Annotated in this window: 11 protein-coding genes; 10 read left to right on the top strand and 1 reads right to left on the bottom strand. The window is 61.1% G+C overall.

All coding sequences use genetic code 11. The annotated features are described in order from the left end of the window. Positions 1-117: 117 nt before the first annotated feature. The 8 genes from BAMB_RS17535 to icmH all read left to right on the top strand — a co-directional run bounded on the left by BAMB_RS17535 (position 118) and on the right by icmH (position 13,990). Entirely contained in the window at positions 118-2,655 is a 2,538-nt protein-coding gene (locus BAMB_RS17535) for a type VI secretion system Vgr family protein (protein ID WP_011658503.1), read from the top strand. A gap of 7 nt (positions 2,656-2,662) precedes the next feature. Further along, positions 2,663-3,514 carry a DUF4123 domain-containing protein gene (locus BAMB_RS17540; protein ID WP_041491432.1) on the top strand — a complete coding sequence of 284 codons (852 nt, stop codon included), beginning with the start codon at positions 2,663-2,665 and terminating at the stop codon, positions 3,512-3,514. Then, on the top strand, positions 3,511-6,066 hold the full coding sequence (locus BAMB_RS17545; RefSeq protein WP_041491433.1) for a T6SS effector BTH_I2691 family protein: 2,556 nt from the start codon (positions 3,511-3,513) through the stop codon (positions 6,064-6,066). The genes BAMB_RS17540 and BAMB_RS17545 overlap by 4 nt, the downstream gene beginning before the upstream one ends. 1 nt (position 6,067) lies before the next feature. Further along, a complete protein-coding gene (locus BAMB_RS17550) occupies positions 6,068-6,988 on the top strand; it encodes a DUF6708 domain-containing protein (RefSeq protein WP_041491434.1) in 921 nt (306 codons plus the stop codon). 70 nt (positions 6,989-7,058) lie between these two features. Further along, entirely contained in the window at positions 7,059-7,337 is a 279-nt protein-coding gene (locus tag BAMB_RS35910) for a PAAR domain-containing protein (RefSeq protein WP_011658507.1), read from the top strand. Then, positions 7,334-8,632 carry a type VI secretion system protein TssL, long form gene (tssL, locus tag BAMB_RS17555; protein WP_011658508.1) on the top strand — a complete coding sequence of 433 codons (1,299 nt, stop codon included), beginning with the start codon at positions 7,334-7,336 and terminating at the stop codon, positions 8,630-8,632. The genes BAMB_RS35910 and tssL overlap by 4 nt, the downstream gene beginning before the upstream one ends. A gap of 25 nt (positions 8,633-8,657) precedes the next feature. Continuing rightward, a complete protein-coding gene (gene tssM / locus BAMB_RS17560) occupies positions 8,658-12,755 on the top strand; it encodes a type VI secretion system membrane subunit TssM (RefSeq protein WP_011658509.1) in 4,098 nt (1,365 codons plus the stop codon). A 20-nt stretch (positions 12,756-12,775) separates the two neighbouring features. After that, entirely contained in the window at positions 12,776-13,990 is a 1,215-nt protein-coding gene (gene icmH, locus BAMB_RS17565; protein WP_011658510.1) for a type IVB secretion system protein IcmH/DotU, read from the top strand. Positions 13,991-14,011: 21 nt separating this feature from the next. Here icmH and BAMB_RS17570 read toward each other — a convergent pair whose 3' ends face one another. Next, positions 14,012-14,893: a LysR family transcriptional regulator gene (locus BAMB_RS17570; RefSeq protein ID WP_011658511.1), complete on the bottom strand. Its 882-nt coding sequence runs from the start codon at positions 14,891-14,893 to the stop codon at positions 14,012-14,014. A 130-nt stretch (positions 14,894-15,023) separates the two neighbouring features. Here BAMB_RS17570 and BAMB_RS17575 point away from each other — a divergent pair, with 130 nt between their 5' ends. Continuing rightward, positions 15,024-16,433, top strand: a complete 1,410-nt coding sequence (locus BAMB_RS17575) for an MFS transporter (protein WP_011658512.1) — start codon at positions 15,024-15,026, stop codon at positions 16,431-16,433. Between the two features lie 118 nt (positions 16,434-16,551). Beyond that, positions 16,552-17,346 (top strand): enoyl-CoA hydratase, encoded by a 795-nt coding sequence (locus BAMB_RS17580; RefSeq protein WP_011658513.1) that lies wholly within the window; start codon positions 16,552-16,554, stop codon positions 17,344-17,346. Positions 17,347-17,362 lie beyond the last annotated feature (16 nt).

A 17,362-nucleotide genomic window follows, 5' to 3' on the forward strand; every position in this document is an offset into this window, starting at 1 on the left:
GTTTTTTTTAGTGAGTCGCATTCATTTGTTAACGGGTGGAAATAAAGGGGCATAGGCGTCACAGGCATAACACGAAACAGATGCTCAGTGATTCGATCGATTCAAGGAGATGTCGGGATGGCTTTGTTTGACGCACCACGGACGCTGTCGGTTTCCGGCGCGGCTCTGCCGATGTACGGTGATCGTCCGATTCTCACGCCGGTCAAGCTTACCGGTGGCGAGACGATCGGCGAGTTGTTCGAGTACACGCTCGAACTGAAAACGCCGGATGCGCTCGGGTTTTCGCAGAGCATCGCGGCGAATGTCAAACTCGACAAGCTGATCGGCACGGAAGTGACCGTGTCGATTCAGCTCGAGGGCAAGGGCCGCTTCATCCCCGGCTTGGTCGGGAGTGCCGGAATGGCCAATCTTGGTGCGGGCGCACGCGAGATCACCGGTATCGTCAGCCATGCGACGATCGTGCGTGAAGACGGTCGTTCGATCGTCTATGCACTCACGCTGCGGCCGTGGCTCTGGCATGCGACCAAGAATTGTGACTGCCGAATCTTTCAGGATATGTCCGTTGTCGAGATCACCGATGCGGTGCTCTCGTCCTATCCGTTCCCGGTCGAAAAACGCCTTACCACCCCTCGGCCGAACAAGGGATGGCCGAAGCGGGACATTCAGCGTCAGCACTTCGAGAGCGACTGGGCGTTCCTGCAGCGTTTGTGGGAAGAGTGGGGCATCTACTACTTCTTCGAGCATAGCGAAGGCAAGCATCGCCTTGTGCTGTGCGACTCAATGGGTGCGCTCAAACCGCTAGGTGAAGCTTATGCAGCGCTTCGCTACGAGCCGCCGACCGGTCGACGGCTTGACGAGGAACACATTCAGGACTTCTCGGTCTCCCATGCGCTGACAACGGGCGCGGTGACGAGCGTCGACTACGACTATACGTTGCCGCGCGCGGACCTGAAGGTGATGCGCGAAGATCCTCGTGACACCGGGCTCGCTCATCAGGAGCATTACACATGGGGCGATTACGCGCAGCCGCAAGCTGGCGCGGCTGGGCTCTCGGGCGATCACAACGAGCCGCGCACGGAAGCGGAGTACCTGACTCTCGTGCAGATGGAGGCTTGGCGTTGTCAGGGGCTGAGGGCCTATGGCAAAGGCAACCTGCGGGGCGTGGTGACCGGGCAGTCGTTCGTGCTGTCGCATTATCCGCAGGATGCGGCGAATCGCGAGTATGCGGTGATCGCCTGCAAGCTGACAATCGAGGAGATTGGCGAAGCGTCGGGATCCGGCCAGCGATACCGTTGCGAAGCGGATTTTACGGTGCAGCCGACCAATGAGCCGTTCCGGCTGCTGCGTACGATTGCAAAGCCACGTATGAACGGCGTCGAATATGCCGTCGTGACGTGTCCGGAGAATCAGGAAATCTGGACCGATGCACAGGGTCGGGTAAAGCTCCAGTTTCTGTGGGATCGGCTGGGCAAGAACGATGAGCGATCGAGTTGCTGGGTACGTGTGGCCGGTGCCTGGCATGGCGATCAGTTCGGTGGAGTTTTCCTGCCGCGACGGGGGCATGAAGTCGAGGTCGCGTTCGTCAATGGTGATCCGGATTTGCCGATCATCGTGGGCAGCGCGACCAATGCGTTCAACATGCCACCGTTCGACTTGCCGAAGAACCAGGCGCTCGCCGGCTATCGTAGCCGCGAGATCGGCGGTCGGCGCGCGAATACGCTCGCCTTCGACGATACGAACGGGAAAATCCAGGCGCATCTGTCGAGCGACGAAGGCGCCTCGCAGTTGAATCTTGGGTATATCACACGTATTGCCGGGAGTGCGGGGCGTCAGAATGAGCGTGGTCGGGGCTTCGAGTTAGTAACGAGCCTGTGGGGCGTGGTGCGCTCGGCGATGGGAATGCTGATTACGACTGAGGCACGGCCGGATACGCAGGGACATGCCAAGGATATGGGTGAGACGGTCCGGCGACTCACGGACGCGCGCGACACCCACGAACGTTTGGCCGAGCTGGCTCAGCAAAACTTGGCGCAGGACGCGAACGTCGATCAAAGTGAGGTCACGGCCGCGTTGAGGGCCCAGAACGATGCGATACGAGGTGGAGCAATGTCAGACGATGCCCCGTTTCCGGAGTTTGTCGAGCCACACCTGACGCTTGCCAGTCCAGTTGGCATCCAGACAACAACAGCGGGTAGCACGCACGTCGCAAGCGGTGAGCACTTGGCGTTGACGACGGGCGAGCATTTTGGCATTGCGACTGGACGATCACTGTTTGCAACCGTCAAGGAAAAATTGCGGATCTTTGTCTACGAGGCGGGGATCAAGCTTATTGCCGGCGCTGGCTCAATCGACATCGAAGCCCTCAAGGACGCCATTAACCTGATGGCGAAAATCAGGATCCGGCAGACTGCGACACGGATTGAAATCTGGGCCGAAGAGGAACTATCGCTACGTGGCGGGAAGAGTTTCATCACGCTCAATCATTCCGGTATTACCAACGGCACGCCGGGACAGTGGCAGTCCTATGCCGCAACTCACCAGATGCCGGGACCGAAAAGTTCGCCGGGAGATGTGCCGGCCGCCGAACTAAAGGTCTGTGAGTTGAGTACGGTCAAAGCGGCGGCTCAGCATGCGGCGATCGTGCCGCTTTCGTGAGGGACGCATGCAAAGTTACTCACTTTCCGATGCAATGTCGGTCACTACGCATCTGCTCGCTGATCGTCTCCTCATTCAGGATTGGGCGGACGATTTGCCTTGGCATGATGTCGTGCCTGAATGGCTTTCAAATGAACACCATTTGCTTCCGGTAGTGCTTCGCCTTGATGACCTTGACGATACCCAGCGTGAAAGGGTCGAGCAGTATCTGACAGAAGACTCTGCAGAGGTCGCGTCGGCGATGTTGATCTGCAGCGAATTGAGTGCCGAGGCCCAAGCGCGTCAATTGGCTCGCCACGTCGTCATCACATTGGACGATGACTCGCGTGCGCTGCTGCGCTTTGCAGACCCTGCCGTGTTCGTTCATTTGCTGCGGGTGCTGCCACTTCCACATCTTGCGTCGCTTTGCGACGGTGCGAGTCGCTGGTGGGTGCCCTTCCAGGGCCTCTGGTATGAGCTCGAGTTCAGTGGCAGACCGGAAGCCCGGTGGAGCAAGCTCGACGAGTTCCAATCGATTGCGTTGACCAACGTGGGACTGGTCAATGACGTGCTTGCGACGATGCCGGAACCGCACGACATAAAGCAAATGTGGCGCTGCAGTCAGGAGATAAATCAATGGCTGGGCGCAGCTCAGAGCGAGTTCGGTTTGGTGAATGCGCACGACTGCGTGGCTTTTGCTCGGCACGGCTGCCTTCTCGGCCGCGGTTTCAGCAACCACCCGAAGCTGGTGCCTCATCTCCGAGATGCGGTCGAAACGCCCGGACTCTACGCACAAGCGACGGCATTGTTCTCGGAGAAAGAATGGAACAACTTAATCGCAGACATCGAACGGATTAACCAGAAGCAGGAGGCACCGTGACCAACGCAAGTTCTTCATCGACATCATTGGCTAAGGCAAAAGAGACTGCGTTGGGCGACTGCGAGTTTTGCCGAAAATCAGGTCTTGCAATTCTCCCGATTCGCGCAGCAGTCATGCATCCCGATTCTGGCGCACCAGATCTGCCTGACAATCTGCATCCTGTCGATAGTGATGGGGGAAAGAATCTTCCATTGAAAGGAGCGGCCGCCTATACGGGCCGGACATTGCGCAGTGGCTTCCTATACGTGTACGACGAACGCGGGGTGTGGGAGAAGTACTGGATTACCAAGCATGGCTATCTGATGAAGGTGCCGGTAGGCGTGCCGTTGAATGGTGCTTATGCCGTGGGCCGTGAACCTTGCGACAAGACGGGGCATCGGGAAATCGCGGCCTGCATTACGGTAAAAAACCCGACTAGCGCGAGGCGAATCTGGGTTGGCTATTCCGATGCGGAATGGACGATGCGCGTGCTTCAACTCCATCAGGACGAGGGGTATCGTAGTCGCCACATGCGCGTATTCGATGTGAAAAAGTGGATGGGAGCCCGTAATGCATCTCATGCCGCGACCTTGAACGACGTGGCATCCGTTGTGGCGGAGTATTCGCCGAAAGCGAAGGTCGAAACCTTTGCTTTTTCACCCTACGGGTTCAACTCCCGGGCATCGACAACAGACGGCCTGTTGCGCGCCGCCTGGTCACTGGGGCCTCAACCTGCGGCCATGCTGGTCATCGATGATCCGGCAAGCGTGGCTGCAGAGATCGGCGCTCGAACCATCGAGCTTCATGACAGCTTTATGGCCGTGGCCGAGCGATCGAGAAAACTGAGCGTCTCTACCGCAATTCTTAGCCTTCAGGGTGCGGTCGCCGATCGGGCGGAGATGAATGAGATTGTGGCGGGCGACGAACTTGAGCAAGACGGACATTACGTTCCGGATGGGCTTGGGCGTATCACTTACGTGGCCAATCCACCGAAACTTCCCGATACCACGGTGGCGGATCTACGCAAAATTTCATCGAAATCGTGGGCGAAGTATGCGCTCGACTACGACGAAGATGCGCGTGGTAAATGGCAGGGTGAGTTCAACCAAGAGTATGGTCGGTTCCGCGACGAGACGCTGCATCCGTTGGCAGCGTCTCACGTTCAGTGGATGACAAGCAACCAGATGCGGAACTATCTGGAGTGCACACACGACGACACTTCGGCCGAAGTTGGGCTCGTCTACGCTCGCATTCTCACCGCGTGCATCCAAGGCACGGAGCAATTCAAGCCTTGCGCGCAATTGTATGCGCGCTGGCTTAACGGCGTGATTTCCGATGACAAGAATATCGTGTTGCGCGGCATCGTTCTGAATCTTGAAATCAACAAGAAGAAATTTTCGGAAAGCCTCAAGCCTGAGGTCACGTGGCAGGCTGTCGGCTGGGACGGCCTGATGCTGGCGTTCAACAATTCCATCGACGGCGTGGCCAAGCAGGCGCCGGAGGTGCTGGGTAAATTGCTGGCATCGCTCGGTGGGTCGATCACCCAGGTGTTGCAAAGTGCAGCGGATGGGCCGGTTCGTCATGCCCTGGTCGCGTGCGGCGTGGTTAGCGGCCGAGCGGTCGTGCCGGTCGAGTTGACTGGCTCGTACAAGACATATCGCACGTCGCTTATCCGCCAACTCTTGCAATCATCGGGCATCAAGAATATTGGCAAAAATGCTCTCCAGAGAGAGGTGTCGCTCGCCTTGCGCCGTCTCCAGATTCGGGGGGAGCCGATGAGTACGGTTGTCTCGTCGAAGTTCCTGGTGATGATCGACGAGGAGTCGATCAAAGGCATGCCAAAAGGACTGAGCAAGACCGAACAGGCCAAATGGCTTGCGAACTCGATTCGTTCCGCCGAGGAGATCGAGAGACTGAATCTGTCGGTTTGGCGGGAGCGGATCAATCTGTCGCAGAGGGTAGCAACCGCGGGTAAAGCGATACCGTTTCTCGGCAACATGCTAGCGGGACTCTTTCAGTGGGCGGCATATCAAAAGGTGTCGAAAGATCTGGCGGGTTCGATGAAAGGCGACATGCTGGAGAGTCAGTACAGGTTGGGTAGTGCAGTGATTGCGTTGGGTTCCACGGTGGCCGACACCATAGCGAGGGCTGCTGGCAGTTTGGCCGAGACGACTTTGCTGAGAGGGCGGGCCGTGCTGTTGGAGGTGGTTGGGAGTCTGTTCGGGATTGCATCGAAGGCCGCGGGGATCTTGGCCGCTGGAATTAACGCATTTTGGGACGGGAAGAATGCCGTGGAAGCCATTCAACAGCGAAATTATCCGTTGGCTGTAGCTCTAGGCGTGTCAGCCTTGTCGGGTTTTGCTGCTGCGGCCCTACTGGTTGCGGGGTCAGTAATTGGAGCGATATTTGCGATTATCGTTTTCATTGGATCAGGGGTAGTTGCTACATTTCTGCAGGATGACAAGATTGATAAGTGGTTGAAGCGTTGTTACTGGGGTGTCTTGGAGGCCAAGGACCGCTATCAAAATGTAGATGCAGAAATGAGCGACTTGGTGGTCGCGACTGGTGGGTGAAATGGACTACACGGGACTCTATGCAAAAAAATACCGCGTCAATCGAAAACTGACTGACGAGGAAAGGGTCAATCAATTCCGCCAAAAGATGCGGATCGATGTTGTGCCGTTTTATAACATTTCAGTTATTGCGATGAATTCAAAATATATGGAATGTGTTGATCGTTGGTTTGTCTATAGGGGGTCAATGGCGGCCGTTTGTTTGTTTGGTTTGATGGTGCCGATTTATTCATTTTTCATTCCGCTGCTTGTGAAGGTCGGGATTGAGTTTCGTGCGCTTTTGATATTTTTTGGGGTGTCTATTCCATATTGGATGTTGATGGTGTGGCTGCTACTAAAGGAGGCGTTTTCGTGGACGCATTTCCCAATAAGATTTAATTATATGAATCGTCAGGTGTATGTGTTTCGCCGAAATGGAACGGTGCTGGAAGCTAAGTGGGATGATATATTTTTCACCCTCGGACGTTGTCAGCGAACGGCAGGCCGACAGAATTGGGATATCCGCGGCCATATACTCGACAAGGATGGAGAAACGGTACGAGAGACATTCGCTTTGCCCGGCGACACGATGCTAGTGGATCAGTTGAAGCACAGCTGGGAGTTCATCCGTCGATACATGGAGGAAGGTCCGGCCTCGGTCTATCGCGACGTCTACTGGTGCCATGATATCGCCGAGCGACGTGAAAAATACAGGGTTGGTCTCAGATACATGTTCTTTTCGCTAAATGGTCAACCTGTCGGTCAGATATTGCTTTCTCCCGTTTTCCTTGTGGCGTCGTTGGGCCGATGGTTCGCGATGCGCACGAGCAAGATTCCGGTATGGCCTGCTGAAATTGAGGCTGCGTGCCAGGTGGATCCTTTTGATCCGTATCTTCGTGATGCGTCGCGTAACCCCGAGAAAATTCCGATGGAGCCGATGTGAAGGCATAGCTTCATCGAAATAATGAATTTCAAAGTGCCGATATGGCTGAATAATGACCAAAGGCGATTTCATGTCCCTTCCCATCGCAGTACTAGGAGACGGCACCGATCACGGAGGCCAGATCATTACGGGTTCCGCCACACACACGATTGACGGCAAGCCTATCGCGCGACTTCACGATCTGGTTGATTGTCCACAACGTTATCCGGATGGTCGTCTGCACGGCGTAAACAGGATTATCGAAGCTCATCCGACGCTGACGGTTGGTGGAGTTCGTGTGGCTTTGCACGGACATCGAACCGAGTGTGGATGTGCACTAGTCAGCAATACCGTTGCGAGGATCGGATGATGGATCGTGCGAAATATCTGGGTGGCCAGAAGGAGGACGTATCGGTTCCCGTCGATGCTCCAACGTTTGCCGATACCGTCGACCCCGATCGAAACCAGAAGACTTACGTCATCCCGCCGGGAAAAGTGGAATCGCTGCGACTGAATGCAATTCTGGCAGCACGGAACCCGTTGCTCGAGGCATCGCGTGTGCTGCTGCGTGCGCAGGCCGACATGCCCGAGACGTTTGAGTCGAGAGATGCGGTCGTGCTGTTGCGTAGGCTTCTCGTGGAGGAGGTTCGCGTATTCGACAGGCTTTGCGAGCAAGCAAACATCCGGCGCGATCATATGATCGGCGCGAGCTACTGCCTGTGCACGGCACTCGACGAAGCGGTAGCGCAAACCGCATGGGGCAAGGAGGGCTCGTCGGCGATCGAATGGATCCAAGGAGGGCTTGCGACCACTTTTCACGGAGACCTCAAGGGCGGCGACAAGGTCTACCTGTTGATCGGCCGCTTGCTGGAGGACCCTCACGAGCATCGTGAACTCCTGGAAGTAATTTACCGGATTCTCAGCCTCGGTTTCGAAGGTCGCTACCGAGGCGTGACCGACGGCAAGCGCAAGCACGACGGGATTCGTCAGCGGCTCTACAACGTGATCACGTCGCAGCGCGAACCGGTGCCGCTGGCGCTATCGCCTCACTGGCAATCGACCGCGAAAGGCAAGCGCCTGTCGTTCACCGATTTTCCGGTATGGATCACCGTCACCGTCCTGTCGGTGATCCTGCTCGGATTGTTCGGCTGGTTCAAGTACGAACTGGTCAGCCGTAGCGCGGACGTTCAGAAACAGATTGCCGACATCGCCCGCATGACGCCGCCTCCCGCGCCGCCGCAACTGCACCTCAAGCAATTGCTCCAGGATGAAATCGCCGCCGGCACCGTCAGTGTCGACGAAGACGCTCGCCACAGCGCCGTCACGTTCCGCGGAGACGCGATGTTCAAGCCCGGCGGCGCTTCGGTTCAGGCATCGATGAATCCGCTGATTGCGAAGATCGCCACTGAGATCGCCAAGGTGCCGGGCAAGGTAACGATCATCGGCTATACAGACAAGGTGCCGATTCGCAGCCGGCATTTCGCATCGAATCAGGTGCTGTCGGAAGAGCGCGCCACCCAGGTCATGCAGATGCTGCAAGCCGCTGGGGTGCCGGCAAACCGTCTCGAAGCCGTCGGCAAAGGCGATGCCCATCCGGTCGGCGACAACCGCACCGCGCAGGGCCGTGCGCAAAACCGTCGCGTCGAAATCGACGTCGCACGATAAGCCAGATCCGTTTCCGGAATACCACATGAAGAAGTTCCAGTTCCTGTCGTTTCTGGCCTCGCGCCAGTTCCTCGCGTTCCTCGCACTGATCGTCGTTGCATTGGTGATCTGGTTCGTCGGGCCGCTTTTCGCGTTCGGCGGGCTCAAGCCGCTCGCCGGCGCTGGCATGCGCGTGCTGCTGATCGCGCTGTTGCTCGCCGGTGTGCTGCTCTGGCTCGCGGGCTTGTCGACGAGCGTCGTGTTCGTCGTGTTGCTGTGCCTGCTGATCTGGTATGCGGCGCCGCTGCTGTCGCTCGGCCACACGGCGCCGTTCGAGCCCGTGTCGGCCCGACTCACCGCGATCGCACTGGTCGTGGCCGCTTTTGTCCTCTTCTGGATCGTCCGCCTGTGGCAAAAAATGCGTGAAGACGACGCGTTCATGAAGAAGATGCTGCGCATGGATCGCCGCGAGAATGAATCGCCTGCCGCACCACGCTTGCGGAAAATCGAAGCGGTCGTGACGAGCGCGCTCGCGCGCCTCAAATCGATGCGTACCGGCGCGCGCGGTCTTGGCAAGCTGTTCCAGGGCAAGCGGTATTTGTACGAGTTGCCTTGGTACATCACGCTCGGCTCGCAAGGGGCCGGCAAGACCAGCGTACTGATGAACGGCGGATTGGTGTTTCCCGTCGCCGAGCAGATGCAGCGCGCGGCCGGGCCATCGGCCGGCGACGCTGCCGCGGTGGACTGGTGGCTGACCAACGACGCGGTGCTGATCGACACGGCCGGCTACTACACGCATCATGGCATGTCGACGGCCGAGGACGTCAAGGCGCCCGCCGCGGAAACGGGAAAGCCGGCCACCGGCGTTCCGGGCAAGGGCGGCGCCGATGCCCAGCCGGCTGCGAAAAGCGCTGAAGACGATACGAAGCGGAATGAGGCGTCGCAATCGAAAGCCGCCGCCGTGTCGACAGCCGGCGGCCCAGTCGTTCCGCCCGATCAAGGTGCGGGCGAACGCCGACAGAAGGTCGATCGCGCGGAATGGCTTGGATTTCTGGGCATGCTGCGCCGGCATCGGCCTCGCGCGCCGATCAACGGCGCGTTGCTGACGATCGATCTTGCCACGTTGGCCGGTGGCGACGAACAGGCGCGTGTGGCTGAGGCTGCCACGTTGCGCGCGCGGCTGGCCGAACTGAGGCAGGAGCTGGGTATTCGTTTCCCTGTCTATGTAATGGTCACGAAGATGGACCGTCTGACGGGTTTCGCCGAGTATTTCGGGGGGCTGACGGCCGAGGGGAGGGCGCAGACATGGGGCTTCACGCTTCCGTATGGCAAGGAAACGGTTGCGAAGGAACGGCTGCGCGCCCGCTGCCAAGCGGAACTTGCCGAACTCTCGCAACGGCTTAGCGGTTCGATCGATACGCATCTGCAGGATGAGTACGATACGCGCAAGCGCCGGTCGCTTGCGGCGCTGCCCGAGGAGTTTGCTGCGCTGCTCGGACCGCTGCTCGATCTGATCGACCGGGTGTTTCTCGATTCGCGCTACGACGATACCCAGCTCCATTCGACGTTGCGCGGCGTGTATTTCACGAGTGCACGACAACGGGACAGCGAGATCGTCGTGGAGCGCGGGACAGTCGTTCAACGTCTTCTGTCGACTCAGGACCACGCCCCCGTTTCATCGGCGCGAGCCGAGGGCAACCAAGGGTTCTTCCTGCACGATCTGCTGACCCGTGTCGTGTTCCCGGAAGCGCATCTGGTGAGCCCCAACCTGCGTTGGGAATACCGCTACCGGCTCTTGCGCCTGATCGGCCACACATTGGCGCTGCTGTTGTTCGTGTGGCTGGCGATCGGCTTGCGCGTGAGCTTCGGCCACAACGGCGACTATCTCGCCACGATTGGCCGAAAGGTACAGGCGCTTACGGCCCGCGTCACGGAGTTGTACAAGACGCCGAAACTGCAAGCCGTGCCCGATACGCTGACAGACGCGCGTTATTTGCCGACCTTCCCGGGACTCGACCTGTCCGATCCGGACAGCGCGTGGCGCTACGGTCTCTACACGCCGGTGGACATTGCAACCGAAAGCCACCGCACCTACGATGCGCTCGAAGATAACCTGCTGTTGCCGCAGATCGTGCATCGTTTGGAAGACGTCATGTCAGGTGCAATTGCCAACAAGGATCCAAAGGCGGCCTACGATGCGCTGCGCGTATACCTGATGCTGTACGACAAGGCGAAGTTCAATGCCGCCGACGTCAAGGCGTGGGTGCTCGACGACTGGGCGAAGACCGATAGCGCGGCTGCTTTCGGTGGAAGGGCGTCGATGATCGACCACGTGCAACAGCTTTTCTCCGGAGCGCGCGTGGTGCAGTCTCCGGTGATCCGCAACGACGCGCTGGTGCAGCAGGCGCGCGCTTTTCTCGAGGGTAGCAACGCCACCGACCGCCTTTACCAGCGCGCAAAGGCGGCCATGCTGAAGGAAGCGCCCGACGAGTTTACGTTGCTGCGCGCGGTAGGCCCGCAAGCCGGCACGGTATTCACGCGAGCAAGCGATGCACCGTTGTCGCGCGGCGTGTCGGGGCTTTTCACGTTCGATGGCTATCGGAATCTGTTCGACAAACGGCTGCCCGAGTTCGTGCAGATCGCGCGCGACGACGACGCATGGGTGATGGGACGCTCATACTTGGGCGAGGCTCAAAAAAAAACGGCTGAGATCGTGAGCAACGCCGCCGGCGCGGACGATGCGTTGACCGACGCGGTTCGCCGCGAATATCTGATGGAATATGCCCAGCAGTGGGACGCGTTTCTCAACGACATCCGGACCGTAAGCGGCACGAGCCTTGCGTTCAATCTGAAGGTGCTGCGCAGCTTCGCGGCACCTGATTCGCCGCTCGTGCGGCTTGCCCGCGCAGCCGTGCACGAGACGACGCTCGCGCAGCCGATGACGGTGACGGACGGTTCGCTGCTGCAGCGGGCCGCCGACCAGATCAATCAGAAGACGGACAAGGCGCTGGGTATTCGGGCGTCGGAGCGCGTTGAACGGGAACTCGTCGACAATCACTTTGCGGCGCTGCGCGAGGTCGTTACCGGGAGCGTGGATGCGCAATCCGATACGCAACCTGCTGCCACACAGGCGGACAAGACGGGGCTGGATGGCGTTACCAGCTTGCTGAACGACTATTACACGGCGCTCACCGTTGCCGACAATGCGTTATCGAACAACAGCATGCCGCCGGCGAGCGACGTAGCTGCGAAACTGAAAATGACGGCCGACACGATGCCGGCACCCTTTCGCGCCGTATTGCTGCAGCTTGCCGCCGATGGTTCGCGAGAAGTCAATCAGGGGATCGGCCAACTGCTGTCGCGCCAGATGCAGGCGGTGGTCGGCGACGCTTGCCGGCTGACGATCGAAGGAAATTACCCGTTTTCGCCCGACAGCAAGCGCGACGTCGGTATCGACGACTTCACGCGCGTGTTTGCGCAGGGCGGCGTGATCGATGACTTCTTCGTGAAGACGCTGGCACCGTTCGTCGATACGTCCGCGAAGCCGTGGCGCTATCGGACGCTGCCAGGCGCGACCGAGCCCGTCCAGGGGCCGGATCTGGAGCCGTTCGAGCATGCGAAGGCAATCCGCGACATCTTTTTCAACGATCCCGGCCACAAGCAACTGACCTGGAAGGCGGACATCCGAATTCCCGAACTCGACCCGACGATCATGAGTCTGTCGCTCGACATCGATGGACAGACTACGCTCTATCAACATGGCCCGGTGGCGCCTTTCACGGTCACGTGGCCGGGACCGCGTGGCGGCGTCCACACGGAAATCACGGCCAGCCCGCGCATCCGGCCGGACACGTCGACGATTTCAACCGATGGCCCTTGGGCGTTGATGCGCCTGCTCGAGAAAGGTCGCGTGATGGAGACGGCGACGCCGGGCCGCACGCGCGTCGCGTTCAGTTTCGACGGTCGTCAAGCGGCGCTCGACGTCGCGAGCGCCGGGAGTGTCGCGAATCCGCTGACGAGCGACGTGCTGAAGACGTTCCGGTGCCCCAGCACGATGTCGGCGTTCAACCTGCCGGATAGCGGCCCGCCGCCGGGGTTGCCGCGAGGCATGTTGCCGGCGAGCGCGGGAAGCGCTTCCCGCTGAACCGGGAGGGATCGATCAAGATGGCTCTTTCGACAACCGATCCGCGGGGCCACGCAGGCGCCGTGGCGTCGCCGCCTGTTGCCGCGCGGCTCACGGCCGCGGAGCAGGCGATTAACCCGCTGCTCGAAGCGTCGCGCGTTCTGTTGCAGGCATTGGCCGATACGCCCGACATGCTCGATGCCGACGCTATTACACGGTGGCGTCGATGGCTGGGGCAGGAAGTTCGTCTCTTCACCCGGATCTCCGGTGAACTCCAGCTCAGCCCCGAGCATGTCCGGCGCGCAAGCTATTGTCTGTGCTCCGCGCTCGACGAGGCGGCGATGCAGACGTCGTGGGGAAAGGGCGAAACAACCGGCGTCGAATGGCAGGACAACAGTCTGGCGAGTGTGTCGGGGCATGATCGTCAGGGCGGCGACCGTGTTTTCCAGCTGATCGACGAGGCCATGCGCGATCCGCGCGAGAACCTCGATCTGATTGAGTTGTACCAAAACGTACTCGATCTCGGGTTTCGTGGGCGGTACCGATTTGAAGCAGGCGGTCACAAGCGCTTGCAGGTGATTCGCGAACACGTGCACGACGCGGTTATGACGGGTGGGCTGAACGTGAATCGCGTCAGCGAGCCGCCGAAACGTACGCGACAGACGGTCGATCCGTGGGTACGTCCGGTGGCGGTGCGTCGATCGCGAGCGAGGTTCGTAGGAGGTCTCGCTGTTGCGTTATTGCTGGGGGCCGGGGGCTACGCCGCGGCGGACCGTTGGGTGCGCACGAAAGAGACCCGCCGGGCTTTGCCGCTTGATGCGCTCGCTCGAAACCTGGAACAACGGCTTCGCGACGAGGTTGCCGCGGGGAATGTCGAACTGATTCGCGCTCCCGGGAGCGATGCGTTGACGCTGCGGTTTGGCGGCCTGTTTGCGCCTGGGGATGCGGCGGTGGCGCCGTGGGGGGCTTCTGTCGTGGCTTCGGCCGGGCGGGAAATCGCAGTGCTGACCGGCAGTGCAACCGTGCATGTGGCGGGCTACGCGGACAGCACGTCGGCCCGTTCGACACGCCAAGCGTCTAACCAGGCGCTTTCCGAAGCGCGGGCCCGGCACGTGGCCCAGATTCTCGTTTCGGCTGGCGTATCGGCGCCGCGTATCAGTGTCGAGGGAAATGGCGAGGCCGATTCGCTGGCGGACAACGGAACCGCGGCGGGAAGGGCGAGAAATCGCCGCGTCGAAGTGACCATCACGGATTGACGTTCGATAGCGGGTCTTCGATTACCGCGTGGATGGCGCGGCGGTTGCGAATTCTTCGACGACGGCTTCGATCACGGCCTGCACGCGCGCGGTCTTGTAGAGATCGGCATGGGCGACGAGCCACACGTCGAAATGATTGCATCGCCGGGCCATGAGACGCACCAGTTCCGGCTCGGCTTCGGCGCGGAAGCACGGCAGCTCGGCAATGCCGAGCCCTGCAAGCGCGGCCTCGACCAGCATCATCGTCGACGATGTCTGGAACATCACGCGGCCGCGCGAAGTCGGTTCGCCGCATAGCGCGTCCCACATCGTCGGCATCACCGGCTGCTGGTACATCACCAGATCGTGTCCGTCGAACGCGCTGCCCGCGACCGGTTCGCCGCGCTCGGCCAGGTAGTGGCGCGATGCATAGATGCCCGTTTCGAGATGTCCGAGCCGCCTGACGATCAGGTCCGGCGATTCCGGCCGCAACGTGCGAATCGCGAGATCCGCTTCGCGGCGCGTGAGATTGGCGATTTCGGTCGACGTCACGCACACGACGTCGATGCCGGCATGCCTGCGCCGCAAGCGGGCGATGGCGGGAATCACGAAACGCTTGCCGAGCGAGTCGGTCGTGGCAATGCGCACGGTTCCCGCCAGCTGCTCGTCGAGCCCCATCACGCGCCGTTCGATCGTGAGCGACGCCCGTTCCATCGTTTCGGCCGGTTCGAGCAACGCTTCGCCTGCGGTCGTCAGCACGTAGAGGGCCGGGGTTCGGAGAAACAGGCGGGCCGAGAGCTCGTCTTCGAGCGCGGCGATCCGGCGCCCCACCGTCGCCTGATCGACGTTCAGTTGCGCCGCGGCGCCGCGAAGCGTGCCGGTGCGTGCCAGGGCCAGGAAGAAGCGGGCATTGTCCCAGTTCATGCGGATCGACAGTGTCATCGGGCAAGGCGGCGGGAAGTGAGGATGCATATCTGCATCAGGGAAATGCAAAATTATCACTTTTCTGCATCGCATGCCGTTTCTAGACTCCCGGCATCTGCCTGGAGATCTCATGACCGATTGCAATCCCGTTTCCGTTCCCGTATCCATGACGGCAGCGAGCCGCCCGACGGCGCGCGAGCAGCGCTTCACGCTGGCGCTTGTCGCGATCGGAATGTTCATGGCGGTACTCGATACGACGATCGTCAACGTCGCGCTGCCCGCGATGCGCACGAATCTCGGCGCGACGGTCGCGGAACTCGCGTGGATCGTCGACGCGTATACGCTCAGCTTCGCGGCGCTGATCCTCGCGGGCGGCGCGCTGTCCGACCGGTTCGGCGCGAAGCACGTGTATCTCGCGGGGCTGGCGTTGTTCGTCGGCGCATCGGCGGCGTGCGGCGTCGCGTCGTCCGTGGCCATCCTCGTGGCCGCGCGTTTCGTGCAGGGCATCGGCGCCGCACTCTTTTTGCCCGCGTCGCTCGCAGTCGTGCGCAGCACTTTCGACGTGCCTGCCGAGCGGGCGCGCGCGATTGCGGTCTGGGCGGGCATCGCGTCGGTCGCGGTGGCCGTGGGACCGGTGCTGGGCGGCATCCTGGTGGATGATTTCGGCTGGCGCAGCGCTTTCCTGATCAATGTGCCGACCGGCGCGCTCGCCTTCGCCGGGGCGGCGGTGCTCGTCCGGGCGTCGGTCGCGCGGCATGCGCGCCACTTCGATTGGGCCGGCCAGTGCATCGGTGCGACGGCACTCGGCGCACTGTGTTTTGCAGTGATCGAATTGCCGACGCGCGGCCCTGGCGCCGCGGAAGTCCGGTGTGCACTGCTGGTCGCCGGGCTCGCTGCCGTCGTGCTGATCGTCGTCGAGCGGCGCGCCCGCAATCCGATGGTTCCGCTGGTCTGGTTTCGCAATCGTATATTCGTTGCGATGAACGTGATGGGCAGTCTCGTCTATGTCGGCTACTTCGGTCTGCTGTTCGTCCTGAGCCTGTACCTGCACGGGCGCTTCGGCATGAGTGCGCGGCAGACGGGGCTGACGTTGTTGCCGTTTGCGCTGAGTTTGTCGCTTGGCAATCTGTTGTCGGGGAAATGGCAGGGCCGCGTCCACCCGGTCCGGCTGATGGCAAACGGCCTCGGGATGGCGGCGCTGGCCATTCCGGCGCTCGCGGTCGCGCTCACGCTGCGCGCGCCGTGGCCGGTGGTCTGGGCGGCCATGGCCGCCTTCGGCACCGGGACCGCGTTGTCCGTGGCGCCGATGATCGCGACCGTGCTCGAACAGGTGCCTGCGGATGCGGCGGGCGTGGCGTCGGGATTCCTCAATGCGGCGAGACAGGCAGGGAGCCTGCTCGGCGTGGCCATCGCAGGCGCCGCGACGATACTGTTGCCGAATCTGACCGACGCGCTGTGGGCGATCGCGGCGGTCGGCTGTGTCGCCTATGCGACGGCCGCCTTTACCGCGCGGACGGCGGGCACCGCGAAAGGCACGTGACTGGACGCCGCGCCGAATGTGGAGGACCATTTCATCGATACGCCGCGAACGCGCGTGCACGATCGCTGCGCTGTTCGCGCCGCACCGAATCCTGCCGAACCCTGTCGAGCGGAACATCATGGAACCCGATCAAGAGACTGCCGAGCCGATCCTGTTGCGCGACGCGCACGACGGCGTCGTCACGCTGCGGCTGAACCGGCCGCCACAGTTCAACGCGTTGTCGGAGGCGATGCTCGCGAGCCTGCACGACGCGTTCGAATCGCTGGCCGCCGATCCGCACGTGCGCTGCGTCGTGCTCGCCGCGCAAGGCAAGGCGTTCTGCGCGGGCCACGACCTGCGGCAGATGCGCGGCAAGCCCGAACTCGATTACTACCGCACGCTGTTCGCGCAATGCAGCCGCGTGATGCTCGCGATGCGCGCATTGCCGGTGCCGGTGATCGCGCGCGTGCAGGGGATCGCAACGGCGGCCGGCTGCCAGCTCGTCGCCGCGTGCGACCTTGCGATTGCGGCCGACACCGCGCGCTTTGCCGTGTCGGGCATCAACGTCGGGTTGTTCTGTTCGACGCCGGCCGTCGCGTTGAGCCGCAACGTCACCGCGAAGCGGGCGTTCGACATGCTCGTGACCGGGCGTTTCGTCGACGCGGCGACGGCCGCCGCGTGGGGGCTCGTCAACGAGTCCGTGCCCGAGGATGCGCTCGACGCGGCCGTCGCGCGCAAGGTCGCGGAGATCGTCGCGAAGAGCCCGGCGGCGGTGCGCTACGGCAAGCAGATGTTCTACCGGCAGCGCGAGTTGCCGCTCGACGAAGCCTATGCGTATGCGGGCGACGTGATGGCGCGCAACATGATGGAAGAGGACGCCGGAGAAGGGATCGATGCGTTCCTGGAGAAGCGCAAGCCGACGTGGCGGTCGTAGCGCCGCGTGGCGGCGG

It is taken from the genome of Burkholderia ambifaria AMMD (genome assembly GCF_000203915.1).
In the GTDB taxonomy this organism is placed as follows: Bacteria; Pseudomonadota; Gammaproteobacteria; order Burkholderiales; family Burkholderiaceae; genus Burkholderia; species Burkholderia ambifaria.